This is a genomic window from Pleomorphomonas koreensis DSM 23070 (assembly GCF_000425185.1).
In the GTDB taxonomy this organism is placed as follows: Bacteria; Pseudomonadota; Alphaproteobacteria; order Rhizobiales; family Pleomorphomonadaceae; genus Pleomorphomonas; species Pleomorphomonas koreensis.
This window is the reverse complement of record NZ_AULH01000020.1, coordinates 58,069-77,519: the sequence shown is the minus strand read 5'-3', so window position 1 is coordinate 77,519 and position 19,451 is coordinate 58,069. Positions and strand designations below refer to the sequence as shown.

General features: G+C 68.2%; 14 protein-coding genes. 6 read left to right on the top strand and 8 right to left on the bottom strand.

Translation table 11 applies throughout. The features are described from left to right. Positions 1 to 3: 3 nt before the first annotated feature. Complete coding sequence (locus H512_RS0116830; RefSeq protein ID WP_026784438.1) at positions 4 to 921, top strand: isoaspartyl peptidase/L-asparaginase; 918 nt, start codon at positions 4 to 6, stop codon at positions 919 to 921. A 19-nt stretch (positions 922 to 940) separates the two neighbouring features. Beyond that, positions 941 to 1,738, top strand: a complete 798-nt coding sequence (locus H512_RS0116825) for a transporter substrate-binding domain-containing protein (RefSeq protein ID WP_026784437.1) — start codon at positions 941 to 943, stop codon at positions 1,736 to 1,738. Between the two features lie 96 nt (positions 1,739 to 1,834). Here the strand turns inward: H512_RS0116825 and H512_RS0116820 are convergent, their stop codons facing one another. After that, a complete protein-coding gene (locus H512_RS0116820; protein WP_026784436.1) occupies positions 1,835 to 2,827 on the bottom strand; it encodes a LacI family DNA-binding transcriptional regulator in 993 nt (330 codons plus the stop codon). Between the two features lie 157 nt (positions 2,828 to 2,984). On the opposite strand from H512_RS0116820, the gene H512_RS0116815 reads away from it, so the two are divergent. Together H512_RS0116815 and H512_RS0116810 are read left to right on the top strand one after the other, a co-directional pair. After that, a complete protein-coding gene (locus H512_RS0116815) occupies positions 2,985 to 4,682 on the top strand; it encodes a methyl-accepting chemotaxis protein (protein WP_156899550.1) in 1,698 nt (565 codons plus the stop codon). A gap of 129 nt (positions 4,683 to 4,811) precedes the next feature. Beyond that, positions 4,812 to 5,762, top strand: coding sequence for an aldo/keto reductase (locus H512_RS0116810; protein WP_026784434.1), 951 nt, complete (start codon positions 4,812 to 4,814; stop codon positions 5,760 to 5,762). Positions 5,763 to 5,824: 62 nt separating this feature from the next. On the opposite strand, the gene deoC is transcribed toward H512_RS0116810, so the two are convergent. Together deoC and H512_RS0116800 are read right to left on the bottom strand one after the other, a co-directional pair. Beyond that, a complete protein-coding gene (gene deoC, locus H512_RS0116805; protein WP_026784433.1) occupies positions 5,825 to 6,499 on the bottom strand; it encodes a deoxyribose-phosphate aldolase in 675 nt (224 codons plus the stop codon). A gap of 116 nt (positions 6,500 to 6,615) precedes the next feature. After that, entirely contained in the window at positions 6,616 to 8,775 is a 2,160-nt protein-coding gene (locus H512_RS0116800) for an EAL domain-containing protein (protein ID WP_053239985.1), read from the bottom strand. 575 nt (positions 8,776 to 9,350) lie between these two features. On the opposite strand from H512_RS0116800, the gene H512_RS24565 reads away from it, so the two are divergent. Continuing rightward, the gene (locus H512_RS24565; protein ID WP_053239984.1) at positions 9,351 to 13,682 is read left to right on the top strand and encodes a PAS domain-containing sensor histidine kinase; all 4,332 of its coding nucleotides are present in this window, start codon (positions 9,351 to 9,353) and stop codon (positions 13,680 to 13,682) included. Between the two features lie 265 nt (positions 13,683 to 13,947). After that, on the top strand, positions 13,948 to 14,241 hold the full coding sequence (locus H512_RS0116790; RefSeq protein WP_026784431.1) for a (2Fe-2S)-binding protein: 294 nt from the start codon (positions 13,948 to 13,950) through the stop codon (positions 14,239 to 14,241). A gap of 249 nt (positions 14,242 to 14,490) precedes the next feature. Here the strand turns inward: H512_RS0116790 and bfr are convergent, their stop codons facing one another. The 5 genes from bfr to H512_RS0116765 all read right to left on the bottom strand — a co-directional run bounded on the left by bfr (position 14,491) and on the right by H512_RS0116765 (position 19,348). Then, entirely contained in the window at positions 14,491 to 14,976 is a 486-nt protein-coding gene (gene bfr, locus H512_RS0116785) for a bacterioferritin (protein WP_026784430.1), read from the bottom strand. A gap of 234 nt (positions 14,977 to 15,210) precedes the next feature. Further along, positions 15,211 to 16,032 carry an ABC transporter permease gene (locus tag H512_RS0116780; protein ID WP_026784429.1) on the bottom strand — a complete coding sequence of 274 codons (822 nt, stop codon included), beginning with the start codon at positions 16,030 to 16,032 and terminating at the stop codon, positions 15,211 to 15,213. 10 nt (positions 16,033 to 16,042) lie between these two features. After that, positions 16,043 to 16,951, bottom strand: coding sequence for an ABC transporter permease subunit (locus H512_RS0116775; RefSeq protein WP_036792280.1), 909 nt, complete (start codon positions 16,949 to 16,951; stop codon positions 16,043 to 16,045). An 11-nt stretch (positions 16,952 to 16,962) separates the two neighbouring features. Continuing rightward, on the bottom strand, positions 16,963 to 18,114 hold the full coding sequence (locus H512_RS0116770; RefSeq protein WP_026784427.1) for an ABC transporter ATP-binding protein: 1,152 nt from the start codon (positions 18,112 to 18,114) through the stop codon (positions 16,963 to 16,965). A 142-nt stretch (positions 18,115 to 18,256) separates the two neighbouring features. Beyond that, positions 18,257 to 19,348 carry a polyamine ABC transporter substrate-binding protein gene (locus H512_RS0116765; RefSeq protein WP_036792307.1) on the bottom strand — a complete coding sequence of 364 codons (1,092 nt, stop codon included), beginning with the start codon at positions 19,346 to 19,348 and terminating at the stop codon, positions 18,257 to 18,259. Positions 19,349 to 19,451 lie beyond the last annotated feature (103 nt).

The window sequence follows — 19,451 nt, the reverse complement described above, 5'->3', positions numbered from 1 at the left end:
GCCTTGATCCTCCTTGCCAATACCGAGGCCGAGCCCGGCTTTTCCGAAGCCGTCGGCATCCTCACCGCCGGAGGCGCCGCCCTCGACGCGCTGGTGACCGGCATCGGCCGCGTCGAGGCGGCGCCGAGCGTCCGCTCGGTCGGCTACGGCGGCTGGCCCAACATGATCGGCGACATGGAATGCGACGGCGCCGTCATGGACGGCACGACGCTCGCCGTCGGCGCGGTCGGCGCCGTGCCGCGCACGCTGCACGTCGCCGCGCTGGCCCGCGAAGTGATGGCCCGCCTGCCGCACGTCATGCTGACCGGCGAAGGTGCCCGGCGCTTCGCGAGTGAAATCGGTTTCACCGAGGACGACGTGCTGTTCCCCGACAGCAAGCGGGTCTGGCGGGAAAAGCTCGACGACCTCCTCGACGAGAAGGCGCGCGCCGCCTTCCCCGACGTGCCGCTGATCCCGCTTTCCAATGCCATCACCGATCCCGAGCGGGTGCGCGACACCACGGTCTTCCTCGGCATCGACGCCGGCGGCAACGCCGCCGTCGCCACCTCCACCTCCGGCTGGGCGTGGAAATATCCCGGCCGGCTCGGCGACAGCCCGATTCCCGGCGCCGGCTTCTATGCCGACAGCCGCTACGGCGCCGCCGCCTGCACCCACACCGGCGAGATGACCATGCGCTGCGCCACCTCGCACGCCGTGGTGCAGGGACTGAAATTCGGCCTTTCCCTCGATGCGGCGGTGGAGCGCGCCGCCGAGGACCTCCTCGCCCTCAGGGGTGGCTTCATCGGCGAGGTGGTCATTCATGCGCTCGACATAAACAATAAGCATCGCGTCGTGACGCTCCGGGGCGACACGCCGGTTTCCTACTGGTTCTGGGAACCCGGCATGGCCGCGCCCGAGCGGCGGCAATCGGAACAGCTCTGATTCATCAAGGAGACAGGACATGCATCGGCTTCTGAAGACAACGCTTACCGCCGCCGCCGTCTGCCTCGCGCTGGTCGGCAGCGCCAGCGCCGGCGCCAAGCTGCAGGAAATTCTCGACGCCGGCACCATCCGCATCGGTGTGTCGCTGGGCGGCGAGCCGATCGGCTTCCGCGACGACCAGAACAACCCGATCGGCTATGACGTCGATGTCGCCACCATGCTGGCCGACAAGCTCGGCGTGAAGGTGGAGTTCACCGACGTCTCCGGCGACGCCCGCGTCTCCATGCTGGTGTCCAACCAGCTCGACCTGGTGGTCGCCAACACCTCGGCGACGCTGGCCCGCGCCAAGGCGGTCAGCTTCTCGATCCCCTACAACCGGGCCGGCCTCCGCATCATCGTGCAGGCCGACGCCGGCATCACCTCGCTCGAGGGCCTCGCCGGCAAGAAGGTCGTCGTCGGTCGCGGCACCACCGGCGAGACCTTCCTGAAGCGCGCCGTGCCCACCGCCGAGCTGGTCTACACCGACAACTTCTCGCCGGACGGCGTGCTGCTGCTCAAGCAGAAGCGCGTCGACGCCGGCATCGAGGATTCGTCGATGCTCGACTACCTCGCCACCAAGGACCCGTCGCTGACCACCCTGCCCGGCCTCTACTCCAACGACCCGATCGGCATCGCCATCGCCCAGGGCGATCCGGAGTTCCAGCGCTGGGTCGACATGTTCGTCTCCGACTACATCCAGTCGGGCGCCTATGAGGCCAACTACAAGAAGTGGTGGGGCGAGAAGGCCAACCCGCCGGTGCTGACCCCGCTCTGGTAATCCCCGACGGAGATCGCCACCCGTCAAGCCCCGGCGCCGGCATCCCCGGCGCCGGGGTTTTCGTATTGCCGCCGCATCGGCTGATGCGCCGATGCCTCAGCCGGTGGCGCGGGCGATGAAGCGGGTGGGGATGTCGATCCCGGTCGCCGGAAACTCGCCCGGCACCTTCAGGTAGGCGAGGATGCCGGCTACCAGCGCCGTCCGGTCGAAGCCGACGCTGGAGACGTCGTAGGCGGCGAAATTGCCCCTGTCGACGGCGTCGAAGCCGTAGATGAGGTAGTCGGCCGGCGGCCGCAGCCCGTCGCGGCCGAGGCCGTCCATCACGCCCATCGCCATGGAATCGGAGGTGCAGAACACGGCGTCCGGCAGGGCGCCGGCGATCGCCGCCGCCGCCTCACGGCCGGAGCCGTAGGAATAGTCGCCGCTCACCTCGCGCACGAGACGGATGCCGACGGCGTTGCAGGCCGTCCGGTAGGCGGCAACGCGCGCCTCCTCGACCAGCGAACTGGCCCGGCCGGTGACCAGCGCCGCCGTCCCGACGCCGCGGCCGCGGGCGTGGCGGGCCAGCTCGGCGATACCGCTCTCCTCGTCGATGCGGATGCGGGCGCTCTCGGCGTCGAACCGGCCGTTCAGCATCAGCACGTTGTCGCTGTGGAACAGGGCGCGCACCTCGCCGGCGCCGGCGAAGTCGGAGAACACCAGCGCCGCATGCACGTGGTAGCTGAGCGAATTGCGCAGGAAGTCGTCGATGCGCTTGGTGCGGCCGACGCGGATCAGGATCGCCTGCTTGCCGAGCGACTGGATGCCCTCGAGGAGCGGATCGAACAGGTCGAGGTCGGAGAGGTCGGAAAGGTGGTTGATGATCACCGCGACGAGGTCGATCGACTTGGTGGCGAGGCCGCGCGCCAGGGGGTTCTGATGGTAGCCGAGTTCGGCCGCCGCCTTCAGCACCCGCTCCTTCTTTTCCAGCGACACCGGCCGGCGGCTGGGCGACAGCGCCCGCGACACGATGGCCGGCGCCACGCCGGCGAGGCGCGCCACGTCGGCGATCGTCGGGCGCTTGCCCGCGCGAGGCGGCTTTTCGATCATGGTCGGCGATGTCCGTTCGGGGATGCGATGCACGGGCTTATCGCACGTTTGACGGCCGGGTTGGAAGCGCTCTCGCCGCCCGATCCGCCGGACTCTCATGGTGAACAGATATTTCATTCTTTTCTGAAAGGCTGCGAACCGAGCACAGGAGAGACGAGTGGCATCCGAGAGCATGGCCCGGCAGGCCGATCTCCGCGCGGTTTCCGACGAACTTGAGGCCGCCCGATCGCGCATCGAGGAGCGTTTCGTCGCGGGCGGCCGGGCGCTGATGACCGCCTACGACATCGTGGCGCGGCTGCTGGGGGCGATCGAGGGCATCACCGGCGCCCTCGACGACCAGACCTGCGACGCCGCCGCCGCCCGGCTGACCGCCACGCTGACCGGCCTTGCCGATCTCGCCGCCGCCGACGCCGCCGCCGGCCGGCGCCTCGCCTCCGTTCTTTCCGACGGCGAGGCGATCGCCCCGCGCATCCGCGACATGCAGCGCTCGCTGCGCTATCTCACCACCTGCGCCATGGAAACCCGCATCGCCGGCGCCGGCGTGCCGGAATTCGTGCAGTTCGCCGACGACGTCGACAAATACGTCGGCTCGGCCATCGAGCAGATCGACGTGTTCGCCGAGAAGGTCGGCGAGCTGAGCGGTCAGGTGGCGGCGGCCTGCGCCGGCGGCGGCAACCTTGCCCAGCGGGTGCCGGCCGTCTCCTCGATGCTGACCGAGGCGCTGGCCGCCGTCCATCACCGCCGCGCCGAGCTGAGGCGGCTCGCCACCGGCGTCGAGGGCGTGGCGCGGTCGGTGCAGGACAAGGTCGGCAAGGTGTTGTCGGCGTTGCAGGTCGGCGACGTCGCCCGCCAGCGTATCGAACATGTACAGGCCGGCATCGCCATCCTGATCGACGAGCTTGACCGCTGCGGCTCCGAGCGGCAGGCCGAAGCGCTGGCCGGGGTCGGCATCCGCCTGCTGGCCGCCCAGACCTCGGCGCTGATCGCCGATTTTGCCGAGCAGACGCGGGTGGTGGTCGCCTCGATCGAGGGGCTGGCCGGCGAGGCCGAGCACGTGCTGGCGCTGACCGGCCGGGCCGGCGGCGACAGCGGCGAGGCGATGCAGACGATCGAGGCCGGCGTGGCGCTGGCCCGCGGCGTCGTCAAGGACATCGAGCTGTCGGGCAATCTGGCGGCCGCCGCCTATGCCGCCACCAAGCGCGTCGCCACCGAGCTGCTCAGCAACATGGGCAACATCGGCAACATCCGCAGCGTGCGCGACGACATCCGCTGTCTGGCCATCAACGCCTACCTCCGCAGCAACCGGCTCGGCGCCAGGGGCCGGGCGGTGGGCGTGGTGGCGGCGGAGATGAACACCTACGCCGCCCGGCTCGGCGTCGCCGCCGAGGACATCCTGCAACGCCTGTCGGCCATGCGCGAGACCGCCGAGCACATCGACGGCGAGGCGACCGACCGGCACATCGACATCGTCGGCGAGATCGACGGCGCCGTCGTCACCCTGCGCGAGGCCAGCGCCCGCACCGGCCGCTTCCTGGCCGAGGCGGCGGAGAGCGGCAACGCGGTGGCCGAGCGCATCGCTCACATCGCCCGCGACATCGACTTCCGCCGCGATCTCGGCGAGCATCTCGACGCCTGCCGCCGGCTGTTCGGCGGCGACGACGGCCTCGCCCCGGCGGCCGATGCCGACCGGTACGCCAGCTTCTCCGAGCGGCTCTACGCCGTCTACACCATGGCCGCCGAGCGCGACATCCACCAGAAAATCCTGAAAGTGGCCCATGTACCGCCGGGGGCGTCGACGCCGGTGCCCGCCGCCGCGCCGGGCGGCGAAGAGCTGTTCGACGACGTGCTGTTCTGACCTCTCATCCCGACGCAGCCTTTCGTGGATCGTTCCAAGCGCGGGCATGACGGCCGGCGACGAGGCTCCTATACTCCTTCCGGGAAAGGGACGGCCGAGGAGGGCCGTCGCCAACGACCGGAGAGGAAAATGAAAAAGCGCCCGCTCGGGAAAACCGGCTTCGACATCGCACCGCTGGTGTTCGGCGGCAACGTCTTCGGCTGGACCATCGACGAGAAGGCCAGCTTCGACGTGCTCGACGCCTTCGTCGACCACGGCTTCGATGCCATCGATACCGCCGATTCCTATTCCCGCTGGAAGCCCGGCAACCAGGGCGGCGAATCCGAGACGATCATCGGCCGCTGGCTGAAGGCGCGGCCGGGCCTCCGCGACAAGCTGAAGATCTTCACCAAGGTCGGCTCCGACCTCGGCCGCCCCGGCGAGAAGGGCCTCAGCGCCAGGTGGGTGACCGAGGCGATCGACCGGTCGCTCGGCCGGCTCGGCATAGACCGCGTCGACCTCTATTTCTCGCACTGGCCGGACGACACGCCCTATGAGGAGACGCTCGGCGCCTATGACAGGCTGATCGCCGCCGGCAAGGTCAGGGCGGTCGGCGTCTCCAACGTCAACGCCGAGCAGCTCGCCGCCGCGCTCGCCGTGTCGCGCGACCGGCACCTTCCCGCCTATCAGGTGCTCCAGCCCAACTACAGCCTCGCCGAGCGCGACCGTTTCGACGGCGACTTGCGCGATCTCTGCATGCGCGAGGAGATCGGCGTCGTCCCCTATTACAGCCTGGCCTCCGGCTTCCTTACCGGCAAGTACCGCTCGGCCGACGACCTCAAGGGCAGCAGCCGGGCCGGCGGCGTCGAGAAATACATGAACCCGCGCGGCTTCGGCATCCTGGCGGCGCTCGACCAGGTGGCCGAGGCCCATCACGCCAAGCCGGCCGAAGTGGCGCTCGCCTGGCTGATGGCCCGGCCGGGCGTCACGGCGCCGATCGCCAGCGCCACCAAGGTGTCGCATGTCGAGAGCTTCGCCCACGCGGCGACACTGCACCTGACGCCGGCCGAGATCGAGCTTCTCGACAAGGCCAGCGGCTGACCGCTCCCCGAAAGTCGCCGCGCCCGCCCTTGTCCGGGGCGGGCGCGGGCCCCTGATCGGTCTCAGCCCTCGAAGAGCGCTTCGCGCATCAGCGCGACGCCGCGGCTGGTGCCGACGCGGCTGGCGCCGGCCGCCACCATCGCCATCGCCTCGGCGAACGAACGGATGCCGCCGGACGCCTTGACGCCCATCTCCGGCCCGACGGTGCGGCGCATCAGCGCCACCGCCTCGACGGTGGCGCCCTTCTGGGTGAAGGCGGTGGAGGTCTTGACGAAGTCGGCGCCGGCCGCCTTGGCGGCCAGCGAGGCGGCAACGATCTCCTCGTCGGTGAGCAGCGCCGTTTCCAGGATCACCTTGAGCCGCGCGTCACCGCAGGCCGCCTTGAGGGTGGCGACCTCTTCGCCGATGGGCCCGGCGCCGGCACTTTTCAACGTGCCGATGGAAATCACCATGTCCACCTCGGCGGCACCCTCGGCGACCACCCATTCCACCTCATGGCGCTTCAGCACGGTTGGTGCGGCGCCGAGCGGAAAGCCGACCACCGAACAGGCCCTGACGGCGGAGCCGCGCAGCGTCGCCGCGACGCGCGGCACGTAGAGCGGGTTGACGCAGACGGCCGCGAAGTTCCACTGAAGCGCCTCGGCGCAGAACTGCTCGACGTCCGCCTCGGTGGCGTCCGGCCGCAGGATGGTGTGGTCGATGATGGCGGCGAGCGCCGTCGACGAAGTGATGGCCATGCTGTCTCCCATCGCATGCGCGTGCGACCGTTCCGGCGATCCGCCGGCCGCGCGGTCGATGGGCTAGGTGGTAACACGCTTTTTCCACCGATCCCAGACGGCTCGCCCGCCCTGTCTCAGGAGACGCGGGTGTTGGCGCGGATGTAGTCGAGGCAGGGTCCACCGGCGAGCGGCTGCGAGAACAGGTAGCCCTGGAAGCGGGCGCAGCCGAGATCGACGAAGCGCGGCAGTTGCTCGGGTTGCTCGATGCCCTCCACGACCGGCGTCAGGCCGAGCGTGCGGCTCAGCGCGACGATCGAGCGGATGACGTGCTCGTTGAGGTCGCCATGACTGCTGAAGGTCAGCGAACGGTCGATCTTCAGCGTGTCGAGCGGCAGCTCGCGCAAGTAGCGCAACGACGTGTGGCCCATGCCGAAATCGTCGAGCGCGATGCGGATGCCGACCTCGCGCAGCCGCTGCAACGCCTCGACCGCCTGCAACGCCGGAGCGAGGGAGGTCGATTCGGTGATCTCCAGTTCGAGGAGGCGCGGCTCCAGCCCCTCCTCGGCCAGGACGCGCAGCACCATGTTGTCGAAGCCGGGCTCCTGAAGCTGGCGCGGCGACACGTTGACCGACACGACGAGGTCGTCGGCCACCGCATTGCCCCAGTCGGCGCGCTGGCGGCAGGCAAGGCGCAGCACGTGCTCGCCGAGCTGGTCGATCATGCGCATGTCCTCGGCGAGCGCCACGGTCACCGGCGGCGGAATGGGGCCGTAGACGTCGTGGTTCCAGCGCAGGAGCGCCTCGACGCCGAACACCCGCCGCTCCTCGACGCAGATCTGCGGCTGATAGTTGAGATAGAGCTTGTCAGGCGCCTTCAGCGCTTCGGCGAGGTCCTGAGCGAGCGCGTTGGCGAAGCGGCCGGCGGTGCCGGGCAGGTCGATCAGCCGGCGCGACTGCGCCGTCTCGTCGGCCTCGGCGGCGACGAGCAACGTGCTGAGCGCCTCGGCGTTGGCCACGTGCCGGAGGCGCGCCGCGATGCGGACGAAAGGCCAATAGATCAGCGTGCCGCCGACGATGCCGATCGCCTGCACCACGGCGCCGGCCGGCGAGCCGGTGGCGAGATAGCCGCTGAAGAGCGGCGGCATGGTCCAGGAGACCGCCAGGTCGGCAGGGGGCACGAAGCCGAGGACGGTGGCACCGTAGCCGAGCAGCGCCAGCGCCACCGGCGTCAGGATGAACGGCGCTGCATAGACCGGGTTCAGGATTAGCGGCAGGCCGAACACCAGCGGTTCGTTGACGTTGATCAGCGCCGGCAGCAGCGACAGCCAGGCGAGGCGGCGGGTGGAGGGATCGCGGTCGCCGAGGAGCAAGGCGGCGATCAGGCAGAGGCTCGCGCCGGAACCGCCGAAGGCGGTGTAGACGGAGAAGAAGCTCCAGGTGATGGCGCGGCCCTGCCCGTCGGCGGCGGCCTGGGCCGCCGGCGACATGATGTGCTCCAGCACCGGCGCCATGATGTTGGCGCCGTGGCCGCCGAGAAACCAGATCACCTGGCTGGCCAGCGCATAGGCAGCGGCGAACAGCGCCGATGGACCGGCGCCGGAAAACGGCGCCTCGATAACGGCCGACAGCGCGGAGGTCAGATCCGGAGCGCCCAGTCCCACCTGCGCCTGCCGGACCAGCGCAAAGGCGGCGATGGTGACGGCGCCGGCCGGCAGGATGGAGAACAGATCGCCGACCAGCGGATCGCCACCCGAGCCGCGCAGCGTCAGACGGAACAGCGGCCGCCGGGCCAGGAACAGGAACAGATAGCTGGCGCTGATGGCGACGGCCAGGGCGGCCGGCAGCCCGCGTCCCGCCGACAGGGCGGCCTTCCATTGGTCGAGCGTGTCGGGAGCCACGGTGATGAAGAAGCAGGTCAGGGCCACCACGCTGGCGCCGGACGGCCTGACCGGATAACGGTCGGCCGGTGAGCCGGTCAGGGCGGCCAGCGAATGGGAGAAGCCGATCACCACCACCAGCGCCACCAGGCCGAAGGTGGCGTCGATGATCGAGGCGCAGACGGCGCGGACGATGTCGGCGCCGCCGCCCAGCAGTTCGGCGACAGCCGGGAATGCGGCGATGGTGGTGATGAAGAGGGCGAAGGCGCCGACCAGCACCAGCGGCAGCGACAGCAGGAGGCCGCGCCGCAGCGCGATCATGAACGGCCGGGCGGCGAAGCGCCCCACCGCCTCGATCACCGGAAACGGCGATCGGCCGCCGCTGGCCGGTGCTCCGGGCGACGGCTCCGTCGCCATCAACCGTCCTTGACCTTCAACTGCGATCGGCTCATCCGTCATGGCTATCGCCCATGCTGTACCGGTGGCGGCCCGCCGCCCTCCTCCGAAGGCGGCGCGGATGACCATCCTTGATCAGAAACCTTGCCGAAATACTGAATGCGTGGCGGGAAGCGGCCATTGTTCAACGAGCATGACATATCCGCCGTCGGCAGCACGCGCCGCCCCCCGCCGCCGCTCAGCCGGACGCAAGAGCGGCATTTTCCTGAGAAAACCGCCATTCGAGGCCGACCGGGCTGGCGTCCGTCCGTCATCTCCTTGGCGGGGAAGGCTGTTCGGAGGCTTGCGGCACCGTACCCGCCGGGACCGGGCGGCAGGTATTGGCGGCAGCATTTTGAAGTTAAGGTTATCGGAAAGTTGCCGGGATCGCGACACAATGGAGTGTGGCGCGCCAGCGGCTGCCATACTATTAACGTATGGTTGACCGAAGATACCGCAGGGGCCGGGTATTAACCGGCCCGTATGGCCGGGCGGGCGTTTGCCGCCGGCACGGCCGGCCGCAGACGCTTCGGGGTCGGGAAAGGTGGAGAAGCGGCATGTCCGGGGGAGCCGATCTGTTCACAGTCCTGAGCCAGACGGAAAGCGGCAGGATGCTCGCCGCCGACACGCGGCCAGCCGTGGTGGTCGATCGTTCCGGTACGCGGCTTCTGTGGGCCAATGCCGCCGGCGCCGCCTTCTTCGGCGTTGATACGGTGGACAAGCTGGCGGCGCTGCGCTTTGCGTCCGGCTCGCCCTTTGCCCGCCGCATCGCCGCGCTTGACGACACGCTGACCAGCGGCCAGGACCGGATCGAGCGGCTGCCGCTGCAACGCGGCTTCCTGCCGCGCCCGACGGTGTGCAAGGCGAGCCGCGTCGCCATCGACGGCGTCAAGGCGATCCTGCTGACCATCGTCGACGGCACGGGCTCGCTGGCCGGCGATCCGGCAACGGCCTTCGCCGCCCTGGCGGCCACTGCGCGGCCCGCGTCGGCTCTGGCGGCGCCGGCCGAGGAACCGCTGGTCGGGGAAATCACGCCCAAGCAGGGTGAAGTGGTCGAGGTCGCCGCCGAGGAAGTCCTGACCGAGCCGGAAGCCATCATGGCAACCAAGCCGGAGGAAGCTGCCGAGGCCGTTGCCGCGGAAGCCGCTCCGGAACCGGACGATGCTGCCGAGAAGGTCGCGCCCGAACCGGAAGAGGCCGCCGGGGAAGCCGTTGCCAAGCCTGAAGAGGCCGTTGAGGCTGCTGCCGAGGGAGCCGCGCCGGAGCCGGAAGAAACAATCGCAGAAATGGCTCCCGAGCCGGAGGGAACTGCCGGGGCCGTTGCCGAAGAGGTCGCGCCCGAACGGCAAGAGGCCGCCGAAGAAGTCGCCGCCGAGCCTGAAGATATCGTCGACGCTACTGCCGAGAAAGAGGCTTCGGAGCCGGAAGACGCCGCGCCGGAACCTGACGAGATAGCCGAAGAACCCGCTGCCGAGCCGGAGGAAGCTGCCGAGGCCGTTGCCGAGGAGATCGCGCCCGAACGGCAAGAGGCCGCCGAAGAAGTCGCCGCCGAGCCTGAAGATGTCGTCGACGCTACTGCCGAGGAAGAGGCTCCAGAGCCGGAAGACGCCGCGCCGGAACCTGACGAGATAGCCGAAGAACCTGCTGCCGAGCCGGAGGAAGCTGCCAGGGCCGTTGCCGAGGAGATCGCGTCCGAACCGGGAAAGCCCCGCGAAGAGGTCTCCGCCGAGCCTGAAGAGACCGTCGGGACCGCTGCCGGGGGAGCCGCGATCGAAGAGGCGGCGCCCGAACCTGAGGCTGTGCCCGAGCCTGCCGCACCGCTGTTTTCCTTCCCGCGCCACGGCCGTGCCGTGCGCTTCGTGTTCGAGCTGGATCCGCTGCTCGCTTTCACCTTCGTGTCGTCCGACCTCGCCGAGACGGTCGGTCCCGGCATGTCCGACATCATCGGCCGCACCTGGAGCGAGGTGGCGGGCCGTCTTGAGTTCGATCCGGCGGGCCGCGTTGCCGAGGCGCTCGGCCGCCGCGATACCTTCACCGGTCTCACCGTCGACTGGCCGGTGGAGAATGAGAGCTTGCGCGTGCCATCCGATCTGGCGGGCATGCCGGTGTTCGGCCGCGAGCGGGCGTTCCTCGGCTATCGGGGCTTCGGCGTGCTGAAGACCGGTGCCGCCTTCGAGGCGCCGGTACCGGCCGAGCCGATCGCCGCCTCCGAACCGGACGCGCCACTTCTGCCCATACCGATCGCCGCGGATGAGCCGGAGACTACCGCCGACGTCGGTACGGACGCCGGGGTGACACAGTCCCTCGTGGCCGTCGAGGAGACCTTCGAGGCCGCACACGAAAAACCGACGCCGGTCGACGAGCCGGTTGCCGAGGAGCAGGAAGCCGCGGCCGGGGCCGATCTTCTCCCGCCTGCCGATATCGATGCGCCGACCGAGGACATCGCCGGGGTGGTGGAAGAACCCGCCGGGACCGAAGCTGCCGTCGAGATCGAGGCCGCATACGAGGAGCCGACATCGATCGACGAGCCGGCCGGCGACGAGCCGAAGACTCCAGCCGAGCCTGACGAGCCCGTGCCAGCTGACGTCGCCCAGGATATCGCCACCGAGAAGCCGACGGCCGAGGAGCCGGAAGCGCCAGCCGACGTCGTCGAGGATGTCACCGCCGGGGAGCCGACGGCCGATGAGCCGGAAGCGACGGCCGACGTCGTCAAGGATGTAACCGCCGAGGAGCCGACGGCCGAGGAGCCGGAAGCGCCAGCCGACATCGTCGAGGGTGTCACCACCGGGGAGCCGACGGCCGAGGAGCCGGAAGCGCCAGCCGACGTCGTCGAGGATGTCACCGCCGGGGAGCCGACGGCCGATGAGCCGGAAGCGCCGGCCGACGTCGCCCAGGATGTCGCTACCGAGGAGCCGAAGGCCGAGGAGCCGGAAGCGCCGGCCGATGTCGTCGAGGATATCGCCACCGGGGAGCCGACGGCCGAGGAGCCTGAAGCGCCGGCCGACGTCGTCGAGGATGTCACCGCCGAGAAGCCGACGGTCGAGGAGCCGGAGGCGCCGGCCGACGTCGTCGAGGATGTCGCCGTCGGGGAATCGGTCGCGGAGCGGCCGGAAATCCCGGCCGAGATCGAAGCCGAATCCGACATTCTCGAGTTGACCGAAGCCGAGGAATCGGTCGCGGAGGAGACGCAAGCTCCGGCCGAAGCCGCCGCAGAGCCCGAGCCCCCCGCCCCGCCGGTTGCCGGAGAGCCCGAATCGCCGGCGCCGCACCGGACGGCCTTCGCCAGCCTCGGCGACGACAAGGCGCGAGGGCTGTCCAAGCCTGAGCGCGACGCCTTCGACAAGATCGCCGAGGCGCTGGCCGATGCCTTCGGGCCGCGCATCGTCTCAGAATCGTCCGACCGGTCGGTGATCGCCCGGCCGCGGGCGATCGAGACGGCGCCGAACACCGGGCCGTCGATCGACATCGCGCTGCTCGACAAGCTGCCGGTGGCGCTGGCCATCCTGAGGGACGGCAACATCATTCACGCCAACCGCGCCTTCCTGGACCTCTCCGGCTATCCGGACGTGGCGGCGATCGAGGCCGACGGCGGTTTCGCCCAGGTGTTCGAGGGCGCCGCCCTCAACCGCGACGCGGCCATCCCCACCGTGCGGCGGCGCGACGGCGTCGAGATCCCGGTGTCGGCGCGCCTCCACTCCATGCCGATGGCCAGCGGCATCGCCTCGCTGCTGGTGGTGCAGGAAACGGCGGCGACCACCAGCCGCGACCGCCTCGCCACCGCAGAGCAGCGGGTGGAGGACATGGAGGCCATCCTCGACACCGCCACCGACGGCGTGCTGGTGCTCGACCAGAAGGGCCTGGTGATCGGCGCCAACAAGTCGGCCGAGGCGCTGTTCGGCAGCGAGCGGTCGCAGATGATCGGCATGGCCTTCGTCGACCTCCTGGCGCCGGAAAGCCACCGCTCGGCCCTCGACTATCTCGACGGCCTCAGCCGCAACGCCCTCTCGAGCGTGCTCAACGACGGCCGCGAAGTCATCGGCCGGGTGGCCGGCGGCGGCCTGGTGCCGCTGTTCATGACCGTCGGCCGGGTGTCGCCGACCAAGTTCTGCGCCGTGCTGCGCGACATCACCCAGTGGAAGCGGGCCGAGGAGGAACTGACCTCGGCCAAGAAGGCGGCCGAGAACGCCTCGTCGCAGAAGTCCGACTTCCTGGCCAAGATGAGCCACGAGATCCGCACGCCGCTCAACGCCATCATCGGCTTCTCCGAGGTGATGATGGAGGAGCGCTTCGGCCCGGTGGGCAACGAGCGCTACAAGGAATACCTGCGCGACATCCACGTGTCGGGCACCCACATCATGAGTCTGGTCAACGACCTCCTGGACCTCTCGAAGATCGAGGCCGGCAAGCTCGAACTGACCTTCGAGGCGGTCGGGCTCAACGACGTGGTGCGGGAATGCGCGGCGCTGATGCAGCCGCAGGCCAACCGCGAGCGGATCATCATCCGTACCTCGCTGTCGTCCAGCCTGCCGCCAGTGGTGGCCGACAGCCGCAGCCTCAGGCAGATCGTGCTGAACCTCCTGTCCAACGCCGTGAAGTTCAACACGGCCGGCGGGCAGGTGATCATCTCGACGCTCTACGAGGACACCGGCGAGGTGGTGCTACGGGTACGCGATACCGGCCAGGGCATGAGCGAGGGCGATATCGTCAAGGCGATGGAGCCGTTCCGCCAGCTCTCGACCTCGCGCACCGGCGGCGGCACCGGCCTCGGCCTGCCGCTGACCAAGGCGCTGGTCGAAGCCAACCGCGCCGCCTTCCAGATCGACTCGACGCCCGGCCAGGGCACGATGATCCAGATCACCTTCCCGTCGACGCGCGTGCTCGCCGAGTAGCGGCCGGCGACGCCCGGACGGAACGCCACACCCGGCGGCACGCTCCGCCGGGTGTTTTTCACGCCTATCCTCCGGAAAATCCCGTATTCGCTGTGGCTTGAGCCCTGCGTCGGCCGCCCGGCAGGTCTGCGATGAGGCCCCGAGGGCTTGCCCGCGCTTGCAAATGAACTTGATAATGATTATCAACAAAGTCGGTCGGGAACACCGGCCGCCGCCCGGCAAATGAGCCAAGGGCGCCGCCGAGGGCGCGCCCCGGAGTCCGTCGATGATCGTCTGTCACTGCAACGTCCTGACCGTCGAAGACATTCAGGGAGCCGTCGACGAACTCCTGACCGAGATGCCGCTGCGCGTCATCACCCCCGGCCTCGTCTACCGCCGGCTCGGCACGCGCGGCCGCTGCTGCGGCTGCTTTCCGCTGGCCATCGACATCATCAACGCGCATATCGAGAAGCGCCTCGCCGCCGACGACCTTGCCGAACGCCGGCAGCAGATCGTCGAACAGCAGCGCGCCTATCGTGACAAGATGCCGAACCGGCGCCGCGTCGCCGCCGATGCCTGATGCCAATTCGCGAAGATGCTGGCGTATCCGCTCATTGAATCGATTGCCGAATTCTCATCTGCATCAGGCGCATGAGAATTCGGCAAGCGGAGTACCAAGAGTCATTTTCAATGCCTCTTGGTATGATCTTCATCCTTCCGCTTGCGGGAACAGGCCGACATGCCTTCCCTCCGATGCCCGGCGGCGCCGCCGCATCGACCGTGCCGTTCCCGCCGTCCGTCGCCAGGCCGGTAATCGCGGGCCCCGGCGTCAGTCGACCTTGTCGGTGCTGTCGGAATTGAGCTGGATGTAGGCGACCTCGCCGATCTTGTCGTAGAGCGAAATCTGCGATTCCAGGAAGTCGATGTGGCCTTCCTCGTCCTTCAGGAGGTCGGTGAACAGCTCCATCGACACGTAGTCGCCTTCCTCGGCGCAGAGGAGGCGCGAGGCGCGGTAGGAGGTGCGTGCGTCGATCTCGCCGGCGAGGTCGGCCTCGAGGATCTCGCGAACCGTCTGGCCGATGCGGAGCGGCGGAATGGTCTGGAGGTTGGGGTGGCCTTCGAGGAAGATGATGCGGGAGATCAGCCGGTCGGCGTGATGCATCTCCTCGATCGACTCCTCGCGCTCCTTCTTGGCGAACTTGGTGATGCCCATGTCGTCGAGGAGACGGTAATGCAGCCAGTACTGATTGACGGCGCCAAGTTCGAGAAACAACGCTTCGTTCAGCCGTTCAATGACTTTCTCATTCCCACGCATGACAACCTCCTTGGTTAGAATCCTTCTAACTTACGATAAGCCAGAAGAATTGCAAGCCGTCTTTGCGCGGGTGCCCCCCGTCCGGTTCACCCGAAAGCACTTTATGAGCAAAAGGCTTAGGCCGGCAATTGCCCCGAGGTCGGAGTGGCGGAGTATTTCTGTCGCCCTTAAAATTCCACTCCACGCGGCCGGACAAATGTGGTCGCGGCTGGTTGGTGCGCCGCCCCCAAACGCTCAGCCGGCCAGGAACACGGCGCGCTCGGCCTTCTCCTTCTCCACCTGCGAGCGGTGCGACAGCACCGACGCCACGATGACGCCGACGGCGATCACCGAGATCAGGATGGTGGAGATGGCGTTGATCTCCGGCGTCACGCCGAGGCGGACCATCGAGTAGATCTTGATCGGCAGCGTGGTGGCGCCGGGGCCGGTGGTGAAGGAGGCGATCACCAGGTCGTCGAGCGACAGCGTGAAGGCCAGCATCCAGCCGGCGACGACGCCGGGCAGGATCAGCGGCAGGGTGATCAGGAAGAAGGTCTTGACCGGCGGGCAGCCGAGGTCGAGGGCGGCTTCCTCGAGGCTGCGGTCGAGGGTGACGAGGCGCGACTGCACCACCACGGCGACGAAGCACATGGTGAGCGTCGTGTGGGCGATCACCACCGTCCAGAAGCCGCGGTCGAAGCCGATGGCGACGAACAGCAGCAAGAGCGACAGGCCGGTGATCACCTCCGGCATGACCAGCGGCGCGTAGACCATGCCCGAGAACAGCGCGCGGCCATGGAACTTGCGGTAGCGGTCGAGCACCAGCGCCGCCATGGTGCCGAGCACGGTGGCGAACGACGCCGACAGGAAGCCGACGCGGATGGTCACCCAGGCGGCGTCGATGATCGCCTGATCGTGTACCAGCTCGACGTACCAGCGCGCCGACAGGCCGCCCCAGACGGTGACCAGCTTGGAGGCGTTGAAGGAATAGACCATCAGGATGAGGATCGGCACGTAGAGGAAGGCGAAGCCGAGCACCAGCGAGGTGACGTTGAACCAGCTCGTCGTCTTGTTCATGGCGCGCTCCTCAGGCCTTCTTCTGCTGGTTCTGGAAGATGACGATCGGCACCACCAGGATGATCAGGAGCACCACCGCCACCGCCGACGACACCGGCCAGTCGCGGTTGTTGAAGAACTCGGCCCACAGCGTCTTGCCGATCATCAGCGTCTCCGAGCCGCCGAGCAGGTCGGGGATGACGAATTCGCCGACGATCGGGATGAAGCACAGGAAGCAGCCGGCGATGACGCCGGGCAGCGACAGCGGGAAGGTGATCACCCAGAAGGACTTGGTCGGCGGGCAGCCGAGGTCGGCGGCCGCTTCGAGCAGCGTCGCGTCGAGCTTTTCGAGCGCGGCATAGAGCGGCAGCACCATGAACGGCAGGTAGGAGTAGACGATGCCGATGAACACGGCGATCTCGGTGTTGTAGATGTGCACCTGCTCGTTCGGCCCGAGGATGCCGAGGCCCTGCAAGGCGATGGTCAGCAGGCCCTCCGGCTTCAGGATGCCGATCCAGGCGTAGACGCGGATCAGGAAGCTGGTCCAGAACGGCAGGATCACCGCCATGACCAGGGCGTTGCGCAGCGACTTCGGGGCGCGCGCCATGCCGTAGGCGATCGGATAGCCGACGATCAGCAGCAGCACCGTCGAAACGAGGGCGATCCTGAGGCTGGAGAGATAGGCCGAGTAGTAGAGCGGGTCCTCGGTCAGGAAGACGTAGTTGTCGAAGGTGAAGTCGGAGAGCTTGGTCCAGAGGTCACTGACGCCGGCGATCACCGGCGTGTAGGGCGGCATGGCGATCGCCGTCTCGGACAGCGAAATCTTGAAGATGATCAGGAACGGGGCGAGAAAGAACAGCAGGCTCCAGAGATAGGGAACCGCCACCAGCGCCCACTTGCCGAGGAAGGGCTTCACGTCTCGCGTCCTGCGCTCCGCCATGGCCGTTCCCCTCACTTCACCAGGATGACGCCGGCGTCGACCGGCCAGGTCAGGAACACCTTGTCCTCCCAGGTGATCGGCCGCTCGACGATGCGCGTCAGGTTGGCGACGGTGGCCTTGACGATCGAGCCGCCGGCGAGGCGGACGCGATAGACCGAGATGTCGCCGAGATAGCCGATGTCCCAGACCTCGCCGGCGAGCACGTTGGGCGTGCCGGCGGGCGGAGGCTCCATGGCGATCTGCACCTTCTCCGGCCGGATGGCGAAGCTGGCCTCGGCGCCGACGGCGATGCCGCCCGGCCCGGCCTCGGCGACGATGGTGGCGTCGACGCCGTCGCAGCGGAGCGTGGCGACGCCGTCCGCCACCGCCGTCACCTTGCCGTCGATCAGGTTGATGTCGCCCACGAAGTCGGCGACGTAGCGCGAGGCTGGCTGCTCGTAGATCTCCGACGCCGTGCCGATCTGGGCGATGACGCCGTGGTTCATGACGGCGATGCGGTCGGAGACGGTCATCGCCTCCTCCTGATCGTGGGTGACGATCAGGAAGGTCATGCCCAGCTCCATCTGGATGTCCATCAGCTCGAACTGGGTCTCCTCGCGCAGCTTCTTGTCGAGGGCGCCGAGCGGCTCGTCGAGCAGGAGCACCTTCGGCCGCTTGGCGAGCGAGCGGGCGAGCGCCACGCGCTGGCGCTGGCCGCCGGAGAGCTGATGCGGCTTGCGCTTGGCGAATTTCTCCAGCTTGACCAGCTCCAGCATCTCGGCGACGCGGGTGGCGATGCTCGTAGCGTCCATGCCCTCCTGCTTCAGGCCGAAGGCGATGTTGCCCTCCACCGTCATGTGCGGGAACAGCGCGTAGGACTGGAACATCATGTTGGCCGGCCGCTTGTAGGGCGGGATGCCGGAGAGGTCCTTGCCGTCCAGGAGGATGCGGCCCTCGGTCGGCTGCTCGAAGCCGGCCAGCATGCGCATCAGCGTCGTCTTGCCGCAGCCCGACGGCCCCAGCAGGGCGAAGAACTCGCGCTCGTAGATGTCGAGGGTGAGATTGTCCACGGCGGTGAAGTCGCCGAAGCGCTTGGTGACGTTCTCGAAGCGGATGAACGGCTTCAGCGCCGGATCGTCCCAGGGAGCAAACTTGCGCTTGATCGGCCCAACCGCCTCGATCATCGTCGGAATCCTCGTTTCACCAAACCACTGGCGTGCCACCGCAGCCGGTCACATGCAAGCACCCGGCCAGACGGCCGGGCGCTTTTCGACAGTTCTTGTCGGCGCGGGGAGCGAACAGGGCGCCGCACCCGGCGCCGCCGGCTCACATGCCCGTCTTGACCGAGGTCCAGACGCGGGTCAGCACGCGCTGGGCCTTGGCGTCATAGGGCGTGGTCGAGAACAGGTTGGCGAGCGTCTCCTGGTCCGGATAGATCGAGACGTCGGAGAGGATGGCCGGGTCGATGAACTTCTGCGAGGCGAGGTTGCCGTTGGCATAGGCGACATAGTTGGACGACTTGGCGATGACGTCCGGCTTCATCATGAAGTTGATGAAGGCGTGGGCGGCGTCAGGGTTGGGCGCATCCTTGGGGATCGCCATGATGTCGAACCACATGTTGGCGCCTTCCTTGGGAATGACATACTGGATGGTGACGCCGTTCTTGGCCTCGGCGGCGCGGTTGCGCGCCTGAAGGATGTCGCCGGAATAGCCGACGGCGAGGCAGATGTCGCCGTTGGCCAGCGCGTTGATGTATTCCGACGAATGGAACTTCTGGACATAGGGCTTGACGGAGGCCAGGAGCTTGCCGGCCTCCTCCATGTCGGCGGCATTCTTGGAGTCGGGGTTCTTGCCGAGATACTTGAGGGCCGCCGGAATCAGCTCCTCGGAAGCGTCGAGAAACTGCACGCCGCAGTCCTTGAACTTGGAGACGATCTCCGGCTTGAACACCATGTCCCAGCTGTTCACCGGCGCGTCGGGCATGATCGCCTTGATCTTCTCGACGTTGTAGCCGATGCCGGTGGTGCCCCACATGTAGTCGACGCCATACTGGTTGCCCGGATCGTATTCGGCGACGCGGCTGGTCACCTCCGGCCACATGTTGGAAAGGTTGGGCAGCTTGGACTTGTCGAGCGGCTGGTAGACGCCGGCGGCGATCTGGCGGGCCAGGAACGGACCGGTCACCACCACCACGTCGTAGCCCGAGCCGCCGGCCAGCATCTTGGTCTCGACGATGTCCTGATTGTCGAACACGTCGTAGACCACCTTGATGCCGGTCTCCTTGGTGAACTCCTGCAGCACGGATTCGTCGACATAGTCGGACCAGTTGTAGACGTTGACCACCTTGTCCTGGGCCACGGCGCCCGTCGCGAGCGCGACCGTCAGCGCGGCGGCACCCAGAAGACGCTGTCTCACCATTTTCGTCATGCTCGTTGTCCCCTGCTTGGCCCGTTCCGTCGCGGCATTTGAAATCGCGATGCCTCGCGGACGGCCTTTCCAGAAATCGCTTTCGGGTAGAAAG